Consider the following 20,043-nt stretch of genomic DNA (forward strand, 5'->3'; position numbering starts at 1 on the left):
ACTGGACCGTGACAAGACTCGCCGATTGGGTGTCACGGTTTCGTGCGTTCTCCTTTTGTGGAAGAGCCGACGACCGCCGTGCCCAATCGGGCGAGGGCATCACGAAGGGAATCTTCGACAATCGGCTCGAGGGCTGCCTCGATGGCCTTGGCGTCCTCCGGAGCGAGCCGTGGTGAGGGACGACGGGGAGGCTCGGCCCGGCGGACCGGCCCCTGCTTCAATACGATCCGGCCAATACAGCGCCAGCCATAATGGCTGTTGACCCGTTCGATGACGACCGGCGCGAGGTGCTGCATCTCGAGCGCGAAGGCGCTCTCGACCCGCACGATCAAGGTCGCGGGCTCGGGGCGTCTGTCCGGGTCGATCCCGGAGGAACGCCGCTTCCACTGGACCCGCACGGGCTGCGTGAATTCGGACAGCCGGGCACCGACGATCTCGGGCCAGGCGACGAGGATATCCGAGGCCGCGAAGCCCTGTGCCGCGAGGCTCGGGCCCAGACAGCTATCGAGGAGATCGGCGAGAGGTCTGGGTTTGCGCATCGCTCCGTCCGAAATACCGCGTTGGAACTCGCGGGAGCACCCGATAGGGTCTCCGCCTTCCGGTCCAGTCTCTCGAATCGGCTTCCCGAAAACCCCGTGAAGCCAACCCCCTCAGGCAACACGCATGGCTCATGCCGCTGCAGCCTCATCGTGCCGATCCGCCCCGCCGGAGGCGGCTCATCCCGTTGCGCTCGACCTTCTGGCTTGGTACGACCGTCACCGTCGGTCGCTGCCCTGGCGCGCCAAGCCCGGCGAGAAGCCCGATCCCTACCGGGTCTGGCTTTCGGAAATCATGCTGCAGCAGACCACGGTCGCGGCCGTGAAGCCCTACTATGAGCGCTTTCTCGAGCGGTTTCCAACCGTCGCGAGTCTCGCCCGAGCGCCGACCGAGGAAGTCATGCAGGCCTGGGCGGGGCTCGGCTACTACGCACGGGCCCGCAACCTGCACTCCTGTGCCCAGGCGGTCACCGAACGAAATGGCGGGGTTTTTCCGAGCACCGAAGCGGAATTGAGAACGCTTCCGGGCATCGGCGCCTATACGGCGGCGGCCATCGCCGCGATCGCCTTCGACGAGCCCGCCGCTGCCGTGGACGGCAACGTCGAGCGGGTCATCACCCGACTGTTCGCAATCGAGGAGCCACTGCCTGCAGCGAAGCCCGCCATCCGGGCGCTCGTCGAGCCGCTCGTCCCGCGTGACCGCCCCGGGGACTTCGCGCAGGCGATCATGGATCTCGGCGCGACGATCTGCACGCCGCGGCGCCCCGCTTGCGCGCTCTGCCCCTGGATGCAGCCATGCCGGGCCCGCGCGACCGGCTTGCAGGAAACCTTCCCGCGCAAGCTCGAGAAGGTTCAGAATCCGCTTCGCCGCGGAGCGGCCTTCGTGGTGATCCGCTCGGATGACACGGTACTCCTGCGCACCCGTCCCCCGAAAGGGCTTCTCGGGGGCATGGCCGAACCGCCGACGAGCGCCTGGGAGATCGACTATGATCCCGCGCAGGCGATACTCGATGCGCCGCTCGAGGCACGCTGGCAGAGAAAGCCCGGCGTCGTTCGCCACGTCTTCACGCACTTTCCTTTGGAACTCACGGTGCTGACAGCCCGGATCTCGGCGCGGACCGAGGCTCCGGAGGGGATGCGGTGGGTAGCCCGCCGGGACCTCGCCAATGAGGCGCTGCCCGGAGTCATGCGCAAGGTGCTCGCGCATGGCCTCGGCGAGTTGAGCCCGTGGAAGACGTCGAAGACTCCGCCCCGGCAAGGAGCCAGCGGCTGATCAGCCGGCTGCCGGCATCGTGGCCCGGAAGGCGGCTCGCAGGGTGTCGATCGGAACGAGCCGGTTCTCGCGTTCGACGTGCCAGAACGTCCAGCCGTTGCAGGCCGGGAGGCCCTGAGCCAGTGCGCCGATCTTGTGGATCGATCCCGTGATGGCGCCGAGCGCGATCGTCCCGTCGGCACGGATCGTCGCCTTGTAGCGCCGGCGCTCGTCCTGGAGGCCTTCTCCGGGGGAGAGATGGCCGGCCTCGATCAGCGAAAGGAAGGGGATTCTGGCCTCGGCGCGCCGCGCCGGCGGGGCCGATACGGCATCTTCCGCGAGCGGCTCGACGGCGTCGATCCGTGCCCGGGCAGCCGCGATATAGCCTTGGTCCCGCTCGATCCCGACGAAGTGCCGTCCGAGACGCCGGGCGACCGCGCCCGTCGTTCCGGTGCCGAAGAACGGGTCGAGGATGACGTCGCCCGGATTCGTCGAGGCGAGCAGGATCCGCGCGAGGAGCGCCTCGGGCTTCTGAGTGGGATGGACCTTCTGGCCGTTTGCGTCCTTCAGGCGCTCGTCACCCGTGCACAAGGGAATGAACCAGTCGGACCGCATCTGGCAGTCCTCGTTGGCCGCCTTCATGGCCTCGTAATGGAAGGTATAGCTCTTTTCCGACGCCGAACGTGAGGCCCAGATCAGAGTCTCGTGGGCATTTGTGAAGCGCCGCCCCCGAAAATTCGGCATCGGGTTCGCCTTGCGCCAGACGACGTCGTTCAGGACCCAGAACCCGAGATCCTGGAGCGCCGTGCCGACCCGGAAAATGTTGTGATAGGAGCCGATGACCCACAGCGTCCCGTTCGGCTTCAGGACCCGCCTTACTCCGGCGAGCCAACGCCGAGTGAAGCGGTCGTATTCCGCGAAGCTGTCGAAGTGATCCCACGCATCGTCGACCGCATCGACCAGGGACTGGTCCGGGCGCGTGAGTGCTCCCTCGAGCTGCAGATTGTATGGCGGGTCGGCGAAGACGAGGTCGACGCTCTCCGGGGGCAGGCTCTCTAGATGAGCGATGCAGTCTCCGACCAGAATCTCGTCGCGGGGCAGAGGCGACGGTACGAGATGGGGGCGCATGCGCCCCGTCCGAGGTGCCGACGCAGACCGCCCGGTACGCGAGACCTGAATCCGGGCAGCGGCGTCGGCGGCCCCGGTACGCGAGGTACCCATGGGTGATCACCGGTTACGCAACTGACGATCCGGATAGTGCGGCCGGTAGGGTAAAGATGTCGTTTAAGACGCCCCTCGCAATCGTACTTTTTTAGGTCGGCAATTCCTGCCTACCAGTTGATTCCGTTGCATTTTTCGAGTTAACGCCGATTAACCTGGACAGGCTCGAGGCCGCCTTGGCGCAGGGTCCGAACGTGAGGCGGTGGAACGGTGTCGGTCCGTTCTGATCGAGTGCCGCCCGATGTTCCGCAGTCCCGTAGCCGACATTGGTTGTAAATCCGTAGGCCGGAAACCGGTCGGCGAGGCGTCGCATGAGGCGATCGCGCACGACCTTCGCGACGATCGAGGCGGCCGCGATCGAGGCGACCGTCGCATCGCCGCCGATGATGGCCTCGGTCGCGCAGGGCAGGGCGGGTGGATCGTTCCCATCGACGAGAGCGAGGTCGGGATGGCAGGGCAGCGCAGCCAGAGCCTTGCACATGGCCGAGAGGGTCGCCTGCCGGATGTTGATCCGGTCGATTTCGCTGCTCGGGATACTAGCGATGCCGACACGGGACGTCGCGAGAATCAAGGCGAACAATTCGTCCCGCCGATCCGCGGACAGACACTTCGAATCCGCGAGTCCGCCCGGGGCACGATCGAGGTCCAGGACCACGGCGGCGGCCACGACCGGCCCGGCCAGCGGCCCTCTTCCGACTTCGTCGAGGCCGGCGATACAGTGGAAGCCCTTGGCGCGCATCCCGTGCTCGCGCTGGAGGCAAAGGCTCGGGCGGCGTGATCGAATCGCAATCGTCATACCGCGAGAAGAGACCAGCGGAACGGCTCTGTCATCCCGTCAGAAGAGCGCAAGTTGGACCGGCTCCGGCTCGGGAACGCGAAAAAGATCGGTGCGCAGAGACAGGCGCCGTTCGTTCAGCCCCAAGCGCTTCGTCGCCTGTTCGAACCGGCGGCCGAGAATCCACGCGAAAGGGCCTTCTCCGGTCTGCCGAGCCTTCCAGCGGGAGTCATAATCCCGGCCTCCGCGGCTCTCGCGAAGAATGGAGAGCACGCGATCGACCCTGTCCGGAAAATGCTGCAACAGCCAATCGCGCATGAGGTCCTTGAGATCGTGCGGCAATCGCAGCAGCACATACCCCGCTTCGGCTGCTCCGGCCTTCTGCGAGGCGTCGAGAATGGCTTCGATCTCGTGGTCGTTGAGGGCCGGAATGACCGGAGCGACGAGCACCGTGACCGGAATGCCTGCGTTCGCGAGCATCCGCATCGCAGCGAGGCGCTTCGCGGGAGACGCGGCGCGCGGTTCCATCCGACGCGCGAGTTTCGGGTCCAGTGTCGTGATCGAGAGCGCGACCTTCACGAGCCGGCGCTCCGCCAGACTCCGCAGGATATCGAGATCCTGCGTGACGAGCGCGGATTTCGTGACGATTCCGACGGGGTGGTTCACGCGCGACAGAATTTCGAGAATCGAGCGCGTGATCCGGAAACGGCGCTCGATCGGCTGATACGGGTCCGTGTTGGTTCCGAGCGCGATGGTGCGCGGCTCGTAATTCCGGGAACTGATCTCTTTCAGAAGGAGTTCCGGAGCGTTCGTCTTGGCGAAGAGCTTCGTCTCGAAATCGAGTCCGGAGGAGAGACCGTAGAACGCGTGACTCGGCCTCGCGAAGCAATAACTGCAGCCGTGCTCGCAACCGCGATACGGATTGATCGAGCGGTCGAACAGGATGTCCGGCGAGTCGTTCCGGGTAATGATCCTCCGCGCCTTTTCGATCGTGACCTCGGTTGCGATCGAGGGCACCTCTTTTTCAAGATCCCACCCGTCGGAAAATTCCTCGCGCGTGACGATCTCGTAACGCCCGGCTGGATTCGACACTGCTCCACGGCCTCGCCGCGATGCCCCTTCGATATGAGCTACCGCGTCCTCTACCGCATGGGCAGGCTTTCGACGGAGCGGGCTCGCGTGAGTCCTTGCCGTCCCCATGCCCATGCGCCTCTCGCCAGACAGAATCGTTGATCGGACACCACTAGATAGGAACAAAACAGGAACTAAATCAACTCCGCTCGCTAGCCTTCGGACCAGCGGCTAACGTGCGCCGATGATTACGGCTGTCATATCCGCACGAGGTTCCATCGAAGGCCTGGGGGTGACGTTGAGCGCCCTCGTCGGCGGAGTGGTCGACGGCCTCGTTGGCGACGCCGTGATCGTGGCTCCGGCCCGGTCGCCTGAGGTCGAACGCATCGCGGACGCGATGGGGGCCAGCCTAGTGATCTCGGCAGAGGATCCGTGGCGACGAGGGGCCGCCAGGGCGAGGCAGGACTGGATCCTGTGTCTCGATGCCGGAGACGTACCGCGAGAAGGATGGCAGAGATCGCTCGAGCGCTTCATCGCGCATTGCCCGTCGGATCGACGCTTCGGTCGATTCACTCGGAGCCCGTCAGGACTTGGCGACCGCCTATCGGCCTGGCTGTCCTTGGATGTGCGCGCCGGCGATCTCGTCCACCACACGCTTCTCGCGCAGGCGGGACGACGAATCCGGCCGATCCGGCTCACGGCCGTTCTGGAACGGGACGTCCTCGCGGAATGAGCGCAGTCTACGGAGTCGCGCCGCGCTTCAGATGCTCGTCGAGACGCGGCATGATTTCCACGAAGTTACAGGGCCTGTGGCGGTAATCGAGTTGCGAGGCGAGAATGCCGTCCCAGGCGTCACGGCATGCGCCGGGAGATCCCGGCAGGACGAAGATGTAGGTCCCGCCCGCAACGCCACCGGTGGCCCGGGACTGGAGGGTCGAGGTGCCGATCTTGTCGTAGGAGATCCGGTGGAAGAGGACCGAGAACCCGTCCATCCGCTTCTCGAAGAGGGGCTCGATCGCTTCGGGCGTAACGTCACGGCCGGTGAAGCCCGTTCCACCCGTGGTGATGATGACGTCGACCGACGGATCGTCGATCCAGGCTTTCACCTGGGCACGGATCGTTTCGATGTCGTCGGGCACGATGGCTCGCGCCGCCAACTTGTGGCCGGCGGCGGTGAGGCGGTCCACCAGAGTATCGCCTGACCGGTCGCTCTCGAGCGTGCGGGTGTCGGACATCGTGAGGACCGCGATGGCAAGCGGAATGAAAGGTAGGTTCTGGTCGATCGGCATGGTGATACGCGAGAGGATTGTGGCTCTGGCGATGGGGTGGACGACCCGACTACGCCAGCCCGGGATACGAAGTGATGGTTCATGGTATCACACACCGAGAGGGCACTCAGCCTTGCTCGGTGGACCCGGCATTAAGTCGCAACGACGACCGGATTTGATCTGCCTCGTAGCCGCGAGAAGTGCGTTTTGTCGTCCAGCAAGCATGTCAGCGGTGCAATTGCGTTGAGCGCATGAATTGGCGCTCGGAAAGTTTCAGCGGGCTTCCACACGCCATGACCACGAGCACGGAATGTCCTCACGGCTCTCGTACCCGTCCGAACTCTGCGATGTTGGACCCTCTGATCGGGTCGCTGCCCTATGGTGAGGTGGTCAGCCAGACGAGCAGGAGTGGGATCGTTACGATGGATGCCACGGTCGACAGCACGACCACGCCCGCAACTTCCTCGGGCTCATTGTTCCAGCGCTGTGCGAACAGGTAATTGTAGACTGCAACCGGGTTCGCCGATTGCAGGATCAGCACCGCCTTCATGCTCCCGGCAAGGTCAAACAGCATTGCGACCAGAACGCCGACCAGCGCGCCTCCGCCGATCCGCACGGCCGAGACGGCGGTGGCACGGCCGAACGAGGAGACCTTCAAGCGGCTCAAGGAGGCCCCGAGCATCAACAGCATTAGAGGAACTGTCAGGTTGCCGATCAGCGTGATGGTCTTGTCAATGGGCGACGGCAACTCGATCTTCCAGAAGGACAGCGCAATGCCGATGGCGACGGCATACAGGAGTGGCAGGCGCACAAGTCCTCGCCAGTTCGCCTGGCCGGCTGCGATGGCCTGTCCGAGCGTGTAGTTCGCGACCGAGGAGATCGAAAAGAACGCGATGGCATAGCCGAGCCCCTCGGGACCGAAGGCATAGAGCGAGAGGGGCAGGCCGAGATTGCCGGCATTCGGGAAAGAGATCGACGGCAGAAATGTGCGGATGCGCAGTCCGGTTGCCCAGAGGAGGAGCGCTCCGATCCCAGCAAAGCACGCGATGGCGGTTCCGGCTGCCGCCGCCATCGCCGTAAAGGCCTCGAACGACAGGCGGGACGTCTGGAAGGTGCTGATGACCAGGCACGGCGTCGCCACGTCGGCAATGAGAGCCGTCAGGTCTCGCGAGTCCAGCTTATACCCGAGGCGCGTCCAGACGAATCCGATCCCGACCGTGATCAGGATCGGGAGAACCACGGAAATGACGAGGAGGAGCATGGGAGTTTTCGGCCCTCGCTCACGCCCGCAGGAAAGGCATGGGCAGCGCTGCGCACAGGAGCATGCGAGATTGCCCGGCTCGCTGGGTGCGGCCAAGGCCGGCACGGGGGAGATCGTGGTTCATCAGCGGATTCTATGCCGTGGTCGCGGCGCAGAGCATGCTGCCCAAACATGGTCGGGCATCATGGCCCATGCATGGACTCGCTTTGCCCGGAATGCAAGCTGGTTCCCAACCCCGGCGAAAAGCGGCGGAATCGATCCGAAACCGGTTTCTGCACATCGTTCGGATACCTCCGCGTAGAACATCTCCTTACAGGAGAGCGTGACAGCATCTGACGCGATGGAGGGCTTCTTATAGGAGCATGGCTCGAGCTGTAACGCCTCGCCAAGTCGGTCCAGTAGCGATACGCTGAAGGGGTATCTCTTGGCAGGTGCCGCGCCATGGCTGCCAGATCGAAGTGGGCCTTTGCTGACGCATACCGGCTCCTTTGTTTTGCATGGGTATTGCTGTCGTTTGGCCCCCTAGCCTATGCCCAGCAAGGCGCCGTATCGCCCGGACCCTTTGCAGGCATGTCCGGATCGTGGTCGGGCAGCGGCACGATCGGGCTTTCCAACGGCACGACTGAACGCCTTCGCTGCCGGGCCGCATATGCGGTGGCTTCCGCCGGCTCCACCCTTCAGCAGAGTCTCAATTGTGCGAGCGACAGCTACACTTTCGAACTCAGGACGGACATCGACTACGAGGGCGGCCGCATCGCGGGCCTGTGGGCGGAAACAACACGCAATCTGCAAGGACGGATCTCCGGCCGAGCCAATGCCGGTCGCATCGATGCCGTGGCCGAGGGTCCGAATTTCTCGGCCAGAATCATATTGAACACCCGTGGCGGACGACAGTCGGTGAGCATCCGCTCGGAGGGGACCGAGCTGTCGCAAGTCTCGGTCGATCTCACCCGGACGCGGTAGGTGCGAGTTCTCGACCGGACTCGAGCCTCCTCTCCGCATCCAGATGCGAACGATGGGTGCAAATTCATGCCCTGGCATGTGAGGCCGAACCATGGAGACGCGGGCGCGGTATGCCCTTATCGGAGTGTTCACCCTGGGAGTGATCGTTGCTGCGTTCGGCTTCGCCTACTGGCTTCGGAGCGGGGGTGGCTTCGCCGAGCGTGCGATCTATCAAGTCCGCTTTGAAAGCCCCGTAACCGGGCTGGTGCCTGGCTCGTCGGTTCTGTTCAACGGCATAAGGGTCGGGGAGGTCACCAGTCTTGAGCTCGATTCGGCCAATCCCAGCCGGGTGATGGCGACGATTGCCGTTGGCCGGACTACACCGGTTCGGTCGGACACACAGGTCGGAATCGACACACAAGGCTTCCTGGGCGAGCCTGCGCTGACGCTCCGGGGTGGAATGGCAACATCGTCACCCGCCGAAGTCCAGGGCGGCGTAGGCGTCCTTGAGGCCGATCCGGCAGCGACCGAGAGTCTGAGCCACGCGGCGCGCGAGGCGCTGCGGCGCTTCGATAGCCTCATTGCTGAAAATGCGCAGCCGCTGCACGATACGATCACCAATCTCAGCACGTTCGCAGGAGCGCTTGCACGTAATTCCAATCGCGTCGACACGATTCTGGCGTCCTTGGAGCGCCTGGGGGGTGGACCCGCCAAAGCGCCCGTCCCAGTCTATGATCTGACGGCACCTCGCGACTTTCCGCAGCTCGAAAAGGCCCCGAATGGGCAATTGGTTGTCCCCGAGCCGACCGCGCTCGTCCTGTTCGACACGCAAAAGATCCTCGTGCGGCTGCGGGATACGGAGACCGTGGCCTTGGACGCGCAGTGGAGCGACAGCCTGCCGAAGCTCCTGCAAACCAAGATCATCCAGAGTTTCGAAAATGCAGGCTATATGCGTGCTGTGGCGCGGCCCCTGGAGGGCCTGACGGCCGACTACCAGCTCCTGATCGATGTCCGCAGCTTTCAGGTAGTAATGATTCCCGAGCCGAGGGCAGAGGTGGAATTCACGGCTAAGATCCTGGCCGCGGATGGCCGCATCATCGATGCGCGCCTCCTGCACGCACACACTCCCATTGCGGCCGCTGACCCACCGATGGCGGCCGCCGGTCTTGATGCAGCATTCGGCAAGGCTTCGACGGACCTCGTGCTCTGGACCCTGGGCTCCCTTTGAGAGCGTCTGCCCGCCTGGGTCGTCCATTGCAGCAATCTCTATGAGTGGCTGATCTCAGATGGTCTGTCGTGTCCCGCGCGATTTAAATACGTAAGCACGAGCGCTTTCTGTAGTGGCTGACGCCTTCCACATGTCTGCGGGACGAAGAAATCAGTCGCAGAGAGCAAGCGCGGCGCAGGCCGGACGACCACATCAGGTTGAAGCCCGATGTAGGGCCGATTAATGGAAGGATTGCTCACCGCCAGCATCCAGGGCTTTTGCCAACTTCAGCCTCGTGCCGGGATGTGACATTCGTGTCCGTTATATCCCGGATGGAACGGCAGCCCTGAACTTGCGGGGAGCCTGAATTGGGAATCCCTGCCCATAGACCAACAAGTCTGTGGGGCAGGCCACTCCTGCAGGCCATGTCTCCTTGCTATCGAGGTGTGGGTGTCTAGGATGGCGGCAAGCGCCGCCGACAGGCGCGGGAATCACTCACTCTATGGCTACCTCATTGACTTCTCCAGCCGTTTCGCTCCGTAGTATGGCCATTACCTTCGGGTCGAAGGCTGGCAGCTACACGGCCGTGCAGGGGATCGATCTTGCAGCAGAGCCGGGCGAGTTCATTGCGATTGTCGGACCGACCGGCTGTGGGAAATCCACCCTGCTCAATGCATCTGCGGGGCTGCTCAGGCCGTCGAGCGGGCACGTCGAAATTTTCGGTGCGCCATTGCTGGGCCTCAACGCCCGTGCAGGCTATCTCTTCCAGCAAGATGCATTGATGCCGTGGAAGACGGCGCTTCAGAATGTGGCTGTTGCTCTGGAACCCAAGGGTGTATCCCGCATCGATGCCGAGACGAAGGCACGCGAGTGGCTGCGCCGGGTTGGCCTGGCTGCCTTTGTCGACCGCTATCCGCACATGCTCTCAGGGGGGCAAAGAAAGCGGGTCGCTCTGGCCCAGATGCTGATTCGCGATCCTGAAATCCTTCTGATGGATGAGCCTTTCGGGCCGCTTGACGCACAGACCCGGCAGATCATGGGCAACCTGCTCCTGGATCTCTGGGCGGCCAATCGCAAGGCGGTGCTCTTCGTCACGCACGACCTGGAAGAGGCGATTGCCCTCTCCGATCGAGTGGTGGTCATGTCGGCGGGTCCAGCCGCACGTATCATCGGAAACTTTCCGGTCACACTGCCGCGCCCACGTGACATTGCCGAGATCCGGCTCGAGCCTGCCTTCCACCACATTCACAAGGAGATTTGGGGCAGCCTCCGCGTCGAGGTGCAGAAGGCTTATGCGCATGGAGAGGGGGCGTCTGCATGAACCGGGTGAAGTTGGTCCTGCTCCAGGTCGCGGTTGGTCTCGGCTTCCTGCTGCTCTGGCATATCCTGACTGCCTATCCCATCCTCGCACCGACGAAGCAGACGCAGTTCTTCTTCTCGACCCCCGCCGACGTGCTGGCGCGAGTCTGGAAAGAATTCACCTCCGGCGAGATCTGGGGGCATCTCTGGATCACGCTGCTGGAGACGATCCTCGCCTTCGTCTTTGGAGCCGGAGGCGGCATCCTGTTCGGCTTCCTGTTCGCCCGCCGCGAAATGCTGTCGACCGTATTCGACCCCTACATCAAGGCCGCGAATGCTCTGCCACGGGTGGTGCTCGCGCCCATTTTCGCCCTGTGGTTCGGCTTGGGCATCTGGTCCAAGGTGGCGCTTGGCTTCAGCCTGGTCTTCTTCATCGTATTCTTCAACGTTTACCAGGGAGTGCGCGAGGTGAGCCCCGTGGTGCTGGCCAATGCGCGAATGCTCGGCATGAGCGAGCGCCAGCTTCTGCGGCACGTCTATTGGCCGGCGGCACTGACGTGGGTGTTCTCGTCCCTGCACACCTCCGTGGGGTTCGCTCTCGTGGGCGCAGTCGTGGGCGAGTATCTCGGCTCGTCGGCGGGGCTTGGCTACAAGATCCAACAGGCAGAGAGCGTATTCGACGTCACCGGGGTCTTTGCAGGGATGGTGATCCTTTCGATCTTCGTCATTCTCATCGATGCCTTCGTGACCCTGATCGAAAGGCGTCTCCTGGTCTGGCGTCCCGCCCCATCGACAAACGTGCAGGGTTAGGCAATCTTCGCCGCCACAACCGCATTCAAGCCGGGAGAACAGAATGGAACGCCGTACATTTCTCATTGGAACGGGCGCAATTGCTCTGACTGCAGGGCTCAGCCCAAGTGCCTTCGCGCAGGAGAAGCCCGAGAAGAGCAAGGTCACCTTGGGTGTGGGCGGCAAGCCCTTGCTCTATTACCTGCCGCTGACGATCGCGGAACGGAAGGGCTTCTTCAAGGAAGAAGGTCTCGATGTCGAGATCAACGATTTCGGCGGAGGTGCCAAGTCGCTCCAGGCGCTCATCGGCGGCTCCGTGGATGTGGTGACCGGTGCCTATGAGCATACCATCCGCATGCAGGCTAAGGGCCAAGACGTCCGCGCCGTCACTGAGCTCGGCCGGTTTCCGGCCATCGTGATCGCGGTCAAGAAGGACAAGGCGGGTCAGGTCAAGTCTGCAGCCGATTTCAAGGGTCTCAAGATCGGTGTGACCGCACCCGGCTCGTCCACGGCTCTGACAGCACAATATGCTATGGTGAAGGCTGGTTTGAAGCCGACGGACGCCGCCTTCATCGGCGTTGGGTCGGGTGCAAGTGCCGTTGCTGCCGTGCAGAAAGGCGAAATCGATGTGATCTCGCACCTCGATCCAGTGATTTCAAAACTGGAATCCGACGGCGATATTACGATCCTGATCGATACGCGCACCGAAGCAGGCACACGGGCGCTCTTCGGCGGATCGAACCCGGCCGCAACCCTTTATACCAAGAAGGACTTCATCGACGCCAATCCGGTGACGACCCAGCGTCTCGTCAATGCTTTCATGAAGTCACTCAAATGGCTCCAGACGGCCACGCCAGAGGATGTTGCCGCGACCGTGCCGCCTGAGTATCACCTCGGCGACAAGCCGCTCTACCTCAAGGCGGTGCAGAACTCGCTGGAGAGCTATTCCCGCACTGGCATCGTTCCCCCGGAGGGAATGGCGAGCGTGATGGATATGCTCAAGCTGCTCGATCCGGAATTGAAGGACGCCAAGGTCGATCTCGCAGCGACCTTCGATGATCGGTTCGTCAAGAAGGCGGCGAGTTAGAGCCGTCCAAGAGGCGAGCCTCAACTGGTCAGTAGGGACGTCCACTGGCGGTGGAAGCTGCCTCGACGAGTCCGCCGGCATCTTCGCGATGCCGGCGAACGACAATGGAGCGACCTACAACTGTAATGCTGGCTGTTGTAGCGCGCGTCCCTCCGCGAAGACCTGCGCGGCGCGGGAGATACGGTCCGGATTGCGGTTCTCCTTCCAGCGACGATCCACGCGATTCCCGGCTTTGCTCTCGGGCCGCACATGTCCGCCGGCGTACTCCCCAGCTCCCAATCGCGGTTGAGGCGGTAAACTCCGCGGGGATGATCGCGAGATGCATGCGCGGGCTCCAGCAGCCTGGGAGTGACCGTATCATGGATGCCGAAGGCTGAAGCCAGCCACTCTGGGAAGAGAGCGCGTGTGACATGATCCTTGTCTTTGGTTCGATCAACATTGATCTTGTCGCGCGCGTAGCCTCAATCACGCGCCCGGGCGAGACCGTCCTCTCGCTGGGCTATGAGACCTTGTTTGGCGGAAAGGGCGCGAACCAGGCGATCGCTGCCGCGCGGGTATCCTTGCCGCATCGGGTCGCGATCGCATCCTGCGTCGGCGACGACGCCTTTGGCCGGTCTGCACGCGACAACCTCATCCGCAATGGTGTCGTGGCCGATCTCGTCGCCGACAGCACCGAACCGACCGGCTGCGCCTTCATCACCGTCGATGAGTGCGGCGAGAACGCGATTACCGTCGCCAGCGGGGCAAATGCCACGCTGACGGAAGTGCTGGTTCGCAATATTGAGGCGGATGCCGCGACGACCGCCGTCTTCCAAATGGAAGTCCCTTTCCCAGCGTCCCTCAACGTCGCCCGGCGCGTGCGGGCGGCCGGCGGCCGCGTCATCTGGAACTTTGCACCGGCTCCGTCGGCATTTCTGGCCAGGGATCTCTCGGACCTCGTAACAGAGACCAACATTTTCGTCGTCAACGAGCACGAGGCTATTGCGGCGGCCGCACTCCTCGGCCGCAAGACCGACGATTTCGAAGATGCTGGAGCCTTTCTATCGAGGAGCGGCTGCATTTGCGTCGTCACGGCGGGTGCGCGTGGGGCCATTGCGTTTCACCCCGACGGGCATAGCGAGACGGTCCAAGCGAAAATGATTCGGCCTGTCGATACGACTGGTGCCGGCGATACCTTCGTCGGCATCCTGGCCAGCGGCCTCGATGAGGCGCTGCCCTTCTCGACGGCTCTCGAGCGAGCCTGCCACGGAGCGTCTCTGTCTTGCCTTGCTCATGGCGCCCAGGCCGGCATGCCGACACGCGAGCAACTCGGAACGACCGGAGCAGGCTAGATGAAAAGCCGTCGCTGGAACGGAGGCGATAGGCTCAATCTAGCTCCTCCCTAGTCTGCGCAACATCAGGAACATGATCCGTCCCGTTTAAAGTTCCGTCCGGCTGACTCAAAAGCATTGCGTAGCTGATATCACGAGATGAAAGTTCACAGCATTGGTGATGCCTGTGACGAGATCTTGATGTCGGCCGACCTGATCCCATGGGACGGACATCTGTGAGGCCCCAACTTGAGGCCTCGCACCGCTGAGGTGATCCAGCAAGGCGCCTTTTCGGCATGTGTCGGCGGCAACTGATTAGTGGTATCTTCTCTCAGCCTCCACGCAGAAGACGCTCACTTGATTGGCGTTGAATTGAGCACCGGCCAAGCAGCCGTTTGCCCAAGCCTCTTGCCTCGTGATGGAGGAATACCATGCGGGTGGAGGTCGGGATTCGGGCAGATTCCGGACCTTCCTCAAGACAGCACTAACGAAACAAAAGGATGGTTCGTGTTCTCTTTTCGCCGTCTCAGGCGAAACGCTTGGCGCCGGCGACGCAAAGGACAACCAAGCCTGTTGCCGCGACCATCGTCCACGCGACCGGCTCATGAAGCAGCAGGCCCGCCAGCGCCAGGCCGAAAAAGGGCTGGAGCAATTGCAACTGTCCAACGCCCGCAATGCCCCCGAGCGCGAGGCCGCGATACCAGAAGACGAAGCCGACCAACATACTGAAGATCGAAACATAGGCGAGCCCGAGCCAAGCCGGGCCGCCAATCCCGCTCCAGGATTCCGGCATCGTCATCAGCGCGATAGCCGCCATCATGGGCAGCGCCAGGAGCAGGGCCCACGAGATGACCTGCCAGCCGCCCAGCCTTCGTGACAGCGTGGCTCCTTCAGCATAACCGAGGCCGCAAAGAAGGATCGCGGCCACCATCAGCAGATCGCCCGTGAGCGAACTTGCGCCACTGTTGAAAAAGGCAAAGCCAGCGACCGTTGCGCTACCGAGACCTGAGAACAGCCAGAAGACAGGTTTGGGCCGCTCGCCCCCGCGCAGGACACCGAAGATGGCCGTCGCGAGCGGCAGGAGGCCAATGAAGACAATGGAATGCGCCGAGGTGATGTGCTGGAGCGCTAGCGCGGACAGCAATGGGAAGCCTACCACAACGCCGAGCGCGACCACGGCAAGCGAGTTGAGATCAGCGCGCCCGGGCCTCACCTGCCGGAGCACCAGGAGGAAGATTGCTCCAAGGAGTGCGGCGATCACCGCACGGGCCGAGGTCAGGAACAGGGGAGAGAAGTAGCCAACAGCGACCCGCGTGGCCGGTAACGAGCCGCTGAAGATGATGACGCCCAGGAGGCCGCTGCCCCACCCGTCCATTGTCCGATCCATGTCACCTCTCTTTCGAAGGGGTACCTTAGGATTTCGAGACTGTGCCAGACAGTACAATACAATCCGACGGAACTGTATCAGTGCAAGCGGCCATACAATCAGCGGAGCGCGAGTGGAGGACGGAGAACTGACACGTACCGGTGAGGTGATGGCGGCCATCCGATCGAAGGTGTCGGGCCGTACCCTGGTCTCCGGCGATCGGCTGCCCTCGATCAGGAGCTTTGCCGCGACCATGGGCGTATCGCCGTCCACCGTCGTTGAGGCCTATGAGCGTCTTGTGGCCGAGGGCCTGATCCGTGCCCGGCGCGGTTCCGGCTTCTATGTCGCCGGCACCGGTTTGCCACCGCTGGCGCTTGCGGAGGCAGAGCCGCGGCGCGAACGGGCCGTTGATCCGTTCTGGGTGTCGCGGCAGTCGCTCGATGCAGATCCCGCGGTCATGAAACCTGGCTGCGGCTGGCTACCGGCGGACTGGATGCCGAATACCGCTCTTCGCCGAGCCTTCCGGGCGCTCGCGCGAACTGAGGATGCAGTTCTCGCCGGCTATGGCAGCACACGCGGTTCGCCAGCCCTGCGCCGGTTACTGCTCAGCCGGTTTGCCGAAGAGGGGATAGAAGCTTCGCCCGAACAGCTCCTATTGACGGGCTCTGGAACGCAAGCCATTGACCTGATCTGCCGCTACCTGCTTCGTCCCGGCGACACGGTGCTGGTCGACGACCCATGCTATTTCAATTTTCAGGCCCTGCTTCGGGCGCACCAAGTCAGGATCGTCGGCGTGCCCTACACGCCCTCCGGACCTGATATTACGGCCTTCGAGGCGGTGCTAACCGCTGGACGGCCGCGGCTCTATATCACCAACTCCGCGCTCCATAATCCGACCGGCGCTACCCTCTCACCGCAGATCGCCTACAGGCTGTTGAGCGCAGCCTCCGTTCACGACGTTACAATAGTCGAAGACGACATCTTCGCCGATTTTGAGCCGGAGCCCTCGCCGCGTCTCGCCGTGCTCGACGGGCTCAACCGCGTCATTCGGATCGGAAGCTTTTCGAAGACGCTGTCCGCCTCGGTCCGCTGCGGCTACATCGCCGCACGGACAGATTGGATCGAAGGTCTGGTCGATCTCCAGGTTGCCACTTGTTTCGGCGGACCAAGCCCGGTCGCGACCGAGCTCATTGCCAGCGTTCTCGCGGGGGGCGGCTACCGCAAGCACATGGAGGAATTACGCCAGCGCCTTGCCCGGGCCAGACACGAAATGGCGACCCGACTGGAGCCCCTTGGCATCCGGCCTTGGCTCATGCCGCGCGGCGGCTTTTATCTGTGGTGCCGTCTCCCAGAGGGCCAGGATTCCGCTGTGCTCGCCCGCATGGCCGTGGAGGAGAACGTTGTTCTGGCGCCGGGCAACGTGTTCAGCGTCTCTCAGACGGCCACCTCCTTCCTCCGCTTTAACGTCGCGCAGTCGGGTGATCCGCGAGTCCTGGCCGTTCTCCGGCAAGCAATGAGTTCCCACCTTGCCGGATGAAGCCCTCACTATCGGCGAGAATCCATGTGGGAGCGGCTTGACTGCCCGAATATCCAGGTCGCGGGTCAGGACCGAACATGCCAAGATGATGCGAGCAGGTGTTCGGAGCGAAACGAAAGCATCGGCGGCGCTACAATGCGAATCGCAAATTTCCGGTTCGACGGTGATGGGCCGGCGAGCCGCCAACTCAGCGACTGTTGAAGACTGTGCCTTCATGCCTGCTATCGTTCTTCATGGCTGTGACCTTCCTCGTACTGCTTTATCGGGCGCTCTGGCCAAATCGCTATGAAAGCGTCTTGATAATTTTCGGCGGAGCGAAAGTCTTTCTTTGGAGTTCCCCACTTCCTGAGGAGGGGAGGCTCCTGGTCGTCCCGGACGTCCGCATGACAAAATTGCGTGTCTTAACGAGTCGAGTTATGCTTGGCTCTTCTGTCTTGGGTCCGCTGGGCGGCGTCTGTTTGCGCACCCCCTGACGTCGCCAAGTTCCCGCGGGCTACTATCGAAGGCAGGTTGCTGTAGGTCGGGTCTCATTGCAGGAGATGCGCCATGGCGGCATATGCAAAAGACAAGCCCGTCTTCTTGAGCAAGAAACTCGGAGGACTTCTCCTCATCTGCGGAAGCCTGCTGGCGGCGCTGGCCTACAGCGACGGCACGACTGGACTTAACGTTCCTGGTATCCTGTTGGCCGGAGGCGTAATCCTGCTGGTGCTCCGGATCGTTCGACGCAACCAAGACATCAGCTCAGATCAATGACGCAAAGTGGTGTCGATCTCGATCGCGAGTGATGCGAGCGACGCTGCCCGCGCCGTGCTTCCGGCATCGTTGAACAATGCGAGATGCAATAGTTTCGCCCCGCAGACTTCTGTCCAGGCCACTAGGATGGCTCGGCACAGGACTAGGATTTCTGGTCCGGGCACTTTTGATTACATGGGCCAGCTTCGCGATCTTCTATTCGAATCTTCCGTGGCCAGGGCTGCGCTTGGCCCTGTCGATTGCGTTTGCAGGTTTCGCGATATGGGTCTACCTGCGGTCGTATCAGCGACGCATGCGCGTGGTTCTGGCTGTCCTCTTCCTGGGCGTGGTCGGTTGGTGGATCACCATCCAGCCCTCACATGATCGTCCTTGGCGGCCGGAGGTCGCCGTGATGCCACGAGCGGTTATCGACGGCGACAGCGTGCATCTTACCGGCGTGCGCAATTTCGATTATCGCAGCCTCGACGATTTCACGGTGCGTTACGAAGAACGCGAGGTGCAGCTTTCGCACCTGACCGGCCTCGACTTCTACGTATCGTACTGGGCCGAGGGACTCGTTGGCCACACGTTCCTGAGCTTTCTCTTCGACAATGCGCCACCACTGAGCATCTCGATCGAGACCCGGCCGGAGATAGGAGAGGGCTTCGACCCGCTCGCCTCCCTCTTTAAGCAGTTCGAGCTGATCTACGTGGTGGGCGATGAGCGCGACATCGTCCGCGTGCGCACCAATTACCGTCACGAGGCAGTGTACCTCTATCGCCTCAACACAAGGCCTGAAGATGCACGCCGGCTTCTGCTGATCTATCTCGCACGGATCAACGAACTCGCCGACCGGCCGGAGTTCTATCACCTTCTGAGCAATAGCTGCACGATCAACATCGTGCGCTACGCCAATGCCGCCGGCCGGCAGGGCCGGTTCGACATCCGGCATCTCTTCAACGGTCTTGTCGACAGCTATCTCTACCACTCGGGCCGCGTGAACACGACGCTGCCGTTTGAGGAGTTGCGCCGACGCTCACTGATCAACGAGGCCGCGCAAGCCGCCGATGGAGCGCCCGATTTTTCGCAGCGCATTCGCGAATTCCTGCCGAGGGTTTCTCGCCGTTAGTATTGCCATCTTTCATGATTGCTATGATCAATCTGGGTCTCGACATTCATCTCCGAGGCTGTGTCGCTGTCGACGACCTCCCGATCATGTCCGCCCGATAACGCGAAGTATCCTGCGTGACGTGACTTTGAAGTGACAGCCTATCCAGGAGCCCCCTTATGGTGGATAGTGCCGTTCTTGGGTCGGTTTCGGATGCCGCAGCACTCCGAACGATATTCAGGTCTTGCCTTAAGGCTAGGCTCAAATGACTGACCAGATCTTGATAGACCTTGCACTTCAGGGTGGTGGTGCGCATGGCGCCTTCACGTGGGGCGTGCTCGATCGCCTGTTGGAGGAGCAGCGACTTCGCATCGAGGGGATCTCGGGCACCTCCGCCGGAGCCATGAACGCGGCCGTGCTGGTCGACGGGTATGCGCAAGGAGGGCCGGAAGGAGCACGCGAAGCTCTCGAGGCGTTTTGGAAACTCATTTCACGGGCAGCGATGTACAGCCCGTTTCGGCGGAGTCCTCTCGACGTACTGCTCGGCCGCTGGACGCTCGATTATTCTCCCGTGTTCATCGCCGCTGACATGATGGCGAGGCTCCTCTCACCCTACGATCTTAGCCCGGCTGGAGCCAATCCGCTTCGCGAAATTCTTGCATCCTGTGTTAATTTTACACGGCTGTCACAGAGCTCGATCAAACTCTTCGTCACCGCGACGAACGTGCAGACAGGCCGCGGCCGAGTTTTCCGGAACAATGAAGTTACACCCGACGTGCTGCTCGCCTCGGCCTGCCTGCCCACTCTCTTTCAGGCGGTCGAGATCGGCGGCGGGCTCTACTGGGACGGCGGGTATTCCGGCAATCCGACCATCACGCCGCTTATTCGCGAATGCTCATCGAGTGACACCATCCTCGTACAGATCAATCCCGTGGAGCGCACGAACTCACTGCGGACGGCCCGGGAGATCCTTAACCGTCTCAATGAAGTGTCCTTCAATGCCGTCCTTCTGAAGGAACTCCGCATGATTGCCCTGCTGCGGCAGGTCGCCCACGAGAGCGGCTCCGAAGCTGCCAAATGGGCGGCGATGCGGATGCATCGTGTGACAAGCGACATGATGACGAGCCTCGGCTCGTCGTCGAAACTGAATGCCGAGTGGGAATTTCTCGTCATGTTGCGCGATGAGGGACGTCGGCGCGCCGAGGAATTCCTGGCTAGTCACGGTGCCGATCTGGGCCGACGCTCATCCCTCGACCTCGATCAGTTGCTCGAGGGAGTGTGA

General features: G+C 62.5%; 19 protein-coding genes. 12 read left to right on the forward strand and 7 right to left on the reverse strand.

From position 1 onward, the window contains the following. Positions 1-32 precede the first annotated feature (32 nt). The gene (locus BN1233_RS25920) at positions 33-539 is read right to left on the reverse strand and encodes a DUF721 domain-containing protein (protein ID WP_046866487.1); all 507 of its coding nucleotides are present in this window, start codon (positions 537-539) and stop codon (positions 33-35) included. Between the two features lie 124 nt (positions 540-663). Between BN1233_RS25920 and mutY the strand changes: the two genes are divergently transcribed. After that, a complete protein-coding gene (mutY, locus tag BN1233_RS25925) occupies positions 664-1,809 on the forward strand; it encodes an A/G-specific adenine glycosylase (protein WP_082145651.1) in 1,146 nt (381 codons plus the stop codon). Here mutY and BN1233_RS25930 read toward each other — a convergent pair whose 3' ends face one another. The 3 genes from BN1233_RS25930 to BN1233_RS25940 all read right to left on the reverse strand — a co-directional run bounded on the left by BN1233_RS25930 (position 1,810) and on the right by BN1233_RS25940 (position 4,984). After that, a complete protein-coding gene (locus tag BN1233_RS25930) occupies positions 1,810-3,009 on the reverse strand; it encodes a site-specific DNA-methyltransferase (protein WP_048708194.1) in 1,200 nt (399 codons plus the stop codon). It lies immediately after the preceding gene. Positions 3,010-3,100: 91 nt separating this feature from the next. Then, positions 3,101-3,748 (reverse strand): ribonuclease HII, encoded by a 648-nt coding sequence (locus BN1233_RS25935; protein ID WP_244470724.1) that lies wholly within the window; start codon positions 3,746-3,748, stop codon positions 3,101-3,103. Positions 3,749-3,844: 96 nt separating this feature from the next. Continuing rightward, positions 3,845-4,984: a PA0069 family radical SAM protein gene (locus tag BN1233_RS25940; protein ID WP_046866602.1), complete on the reverse strand. Its 1,140-nt coding sequence runs from the start codon at positions 4,982-4,984 to the stop codon at positions 3,845-3,847. A 163-nt stretch (positions 4,985-5,147) separates the two neighbouring features. Between BN1233_RS25940 and BN1233_RS25945 the strand changes: the two genes are divergently transcribed. Beyond that, positions 5,148-5,588, forward strand: coding sequence for a hypothetical protein (locus BN1233_RS25945; protein WP_048708192.1), 441 nt, complete (start codon positions 5,148-5,150; stop codon positions 5,586-5,588). A 7-nt stretch (positions 5,589-5,595) separates the two neighbouring features. Here BN1233_RS25945 and moaB read toward each other — a convergent pair whose 3' ends face one another. Both moaB and BN1233_RS25955 read right to left on the reverse strand, forming a co-directional pair. Further along, entirely contained in the window at positions 5,596-6,144 is a 549-nt protein-coding gene (gene moaB, locus BN1233_RS25950) for a molybdenum cofactor biosynthesis protein B (protein ID WP_046866490.1), read from the reverse strand. A 355-nt stretch (positions 6,145-6,499) separates the two neighbouring features. After that, on the reverse strand, positions 6,500-7,384 hold the full coding sequence (locus tag BN1233_RS25955; RefSeq protein WP_046866491.1) for an AEC family transporter: 885 nt from the start codon (positions 7,382-7,384) through the stop codon (positions 6,500-6,502). A gap of 441 nt (positions 7,385-7,825) precedes the next feature. Here BN1233_RS25955 and BN1233_RS25965 point away from each other — a divergent pair, with 441 nt between their 5' ends. From BN1233_RS25965 to BN1233_RS25990, 6 genes are all read left to right on the forward strand, one after another. After that, positions 7,826-8,347: a hypothetical protein gene (locus tag BN1233_RS25965; protein ID WP_244470723.1), complete on the forward strand. Its 522-nt coding sequence runs from the start codon at positions 7,826-7,828 to the stop codon at positions 8,345-8,347. 91 nt (positions 8,348-8,438) lie between these two features. After that, entirely contained in the window at positions 8,439-9,554 is a 1,116-nt protein-coding gene (locus tag BN1233_RS25970) for an ABC-type transport auxiliary lipoprotein family protein (protein WP_046866493.1), read from the forward strand. Between the two features lie 523 nt (positions 9,555-10,077). Further along, positions 10,078-10,854, forward strand: coding sequence for an ABC transporter ATP-binding protein (locus tag BN1233_RS25975; RefSeq protein ID WP_187144368.1), 777 nt, complete (start codon positions 10,078-10,080; stop codon positions 10,852-10,854). After that, positions 10,851-11,642 (forward strand): ABC transporter permease, encoded by a 792-nt coding sequence (locus BN1233_RS25980; RefSeq protein ID WP_046866495.1) that lies wholly within the window; start codon positions 10,851-10,853, stop codon positions 11,640-11,642. Before BN1233_RS25975 ends, BN1233_RS25980 begins: the two co-directional genes overlap by 4 nt. 43 nt (positions 11,643-11,685) lie before the next feature. Continuing rightward, positions 11,686-12,708 carry an ABC transporter substrate-binding protein gene (locus BN1233_RS25985; protein WP_046866496.1) on the forward strand — a complete coding sequence of 341 codons (1,023 nt, stop codon included), beginning with the start codon at positions 11,686-11,688 and terminating at the stop codon, positions 12,706-12,708. Positions 12,709-13,118: 410 nt separating this feature from the next. Beyond that, positions 13,119-14,039: a ribokinase gene (locus tag BN1233_RS25990; protein WP_046866497.1), complete on the forward strand. Its 921-nt coding sequence runs from the start codon at positions 13,119-13,121 to the stop codon at positions 14,037-14,039. Positions 14,040-14,544: 505 nt separating this feature from the next. On the opposite strand, the gene BN1233_RS25995 is transcribed toward BN1233_RS25990, so the two are convergent. Next, positions 14,545-15,405 (reverse strand): DMT family transporter, encoded by an 861-nt coding sequence (locus BN1233_RS25995; RefSeq protein WP_046866498.1) that lies wholly within the window; start codon positions 15,403-15,405, stop codon positions 14,545-14,547. Positions 15,406-15,553: 148 nt separating this feature from the next. On the opposite strand from BN1233_RS25995, the gene BN1233_RS26000 reads away from it, so the two are divergent. From BN1233_RS26000 to BN1233_RS26015, 4 genes are all read left to right on the forward strand, one after another. Further along, on the forward strand, positions 15,554-16,921 hold the full coding sequence (locus BN1233_RS26000; RefSeq protein WP_046866499.1) for an aminotransferase-like domain-containing protein: 1,368 nt from the start codon (positions 15,554-15,556) through the stop codon (positions 16,919-16,921). 546 nt (positions 16,922-17,467) lie between these two features. Next, positions 17,468-17,674: a hypothetical protein gene (locus tag BN1233_RS26005; RefSeq protein WP_046866500.1), complete on the forward strand. Its 207-nt coding sequence runs from the start codon at positions 17,468-17,470 to the stop codon at positions 17,672-17,674. A 292-nt stretch (positions 17,675-17,966) separates the two neighbouring features. Then, a complete protein-coding gene (locus tag BN1233_RS26010) occupies positions 17,967-18,782 on the forward strand; it encodes an Lnb N-terminal periplasmic domain-containing protein (RefSeq protein WP_244470722.1) in 816 nt (271 codons plus the stop codon). 244 nt (positions 18,783-19,026) lie between these two features. Beyond that, positions 19,027-20,043, forward strand: coding sequence for a patatin-like phospholipase family protein (locus tag BN1233_RS26015; RefSeq protein ID WP_046866502.1), 1,017 nt, complete (start codon positions 19,027-19,029; stop codon positions 20,041-20,043).

Origin of the sequence: Microvirga massiliensis, assembly GCF_001006805.1 — a bacterium.
GTDB classification, from domain to species: domain Bacteria; phylum Pseudomonadota; class Alphaproteobacteria; order Rhizobiales; family Beijerinckiaceae; genus Microvirga; species Microvirga massiliensis.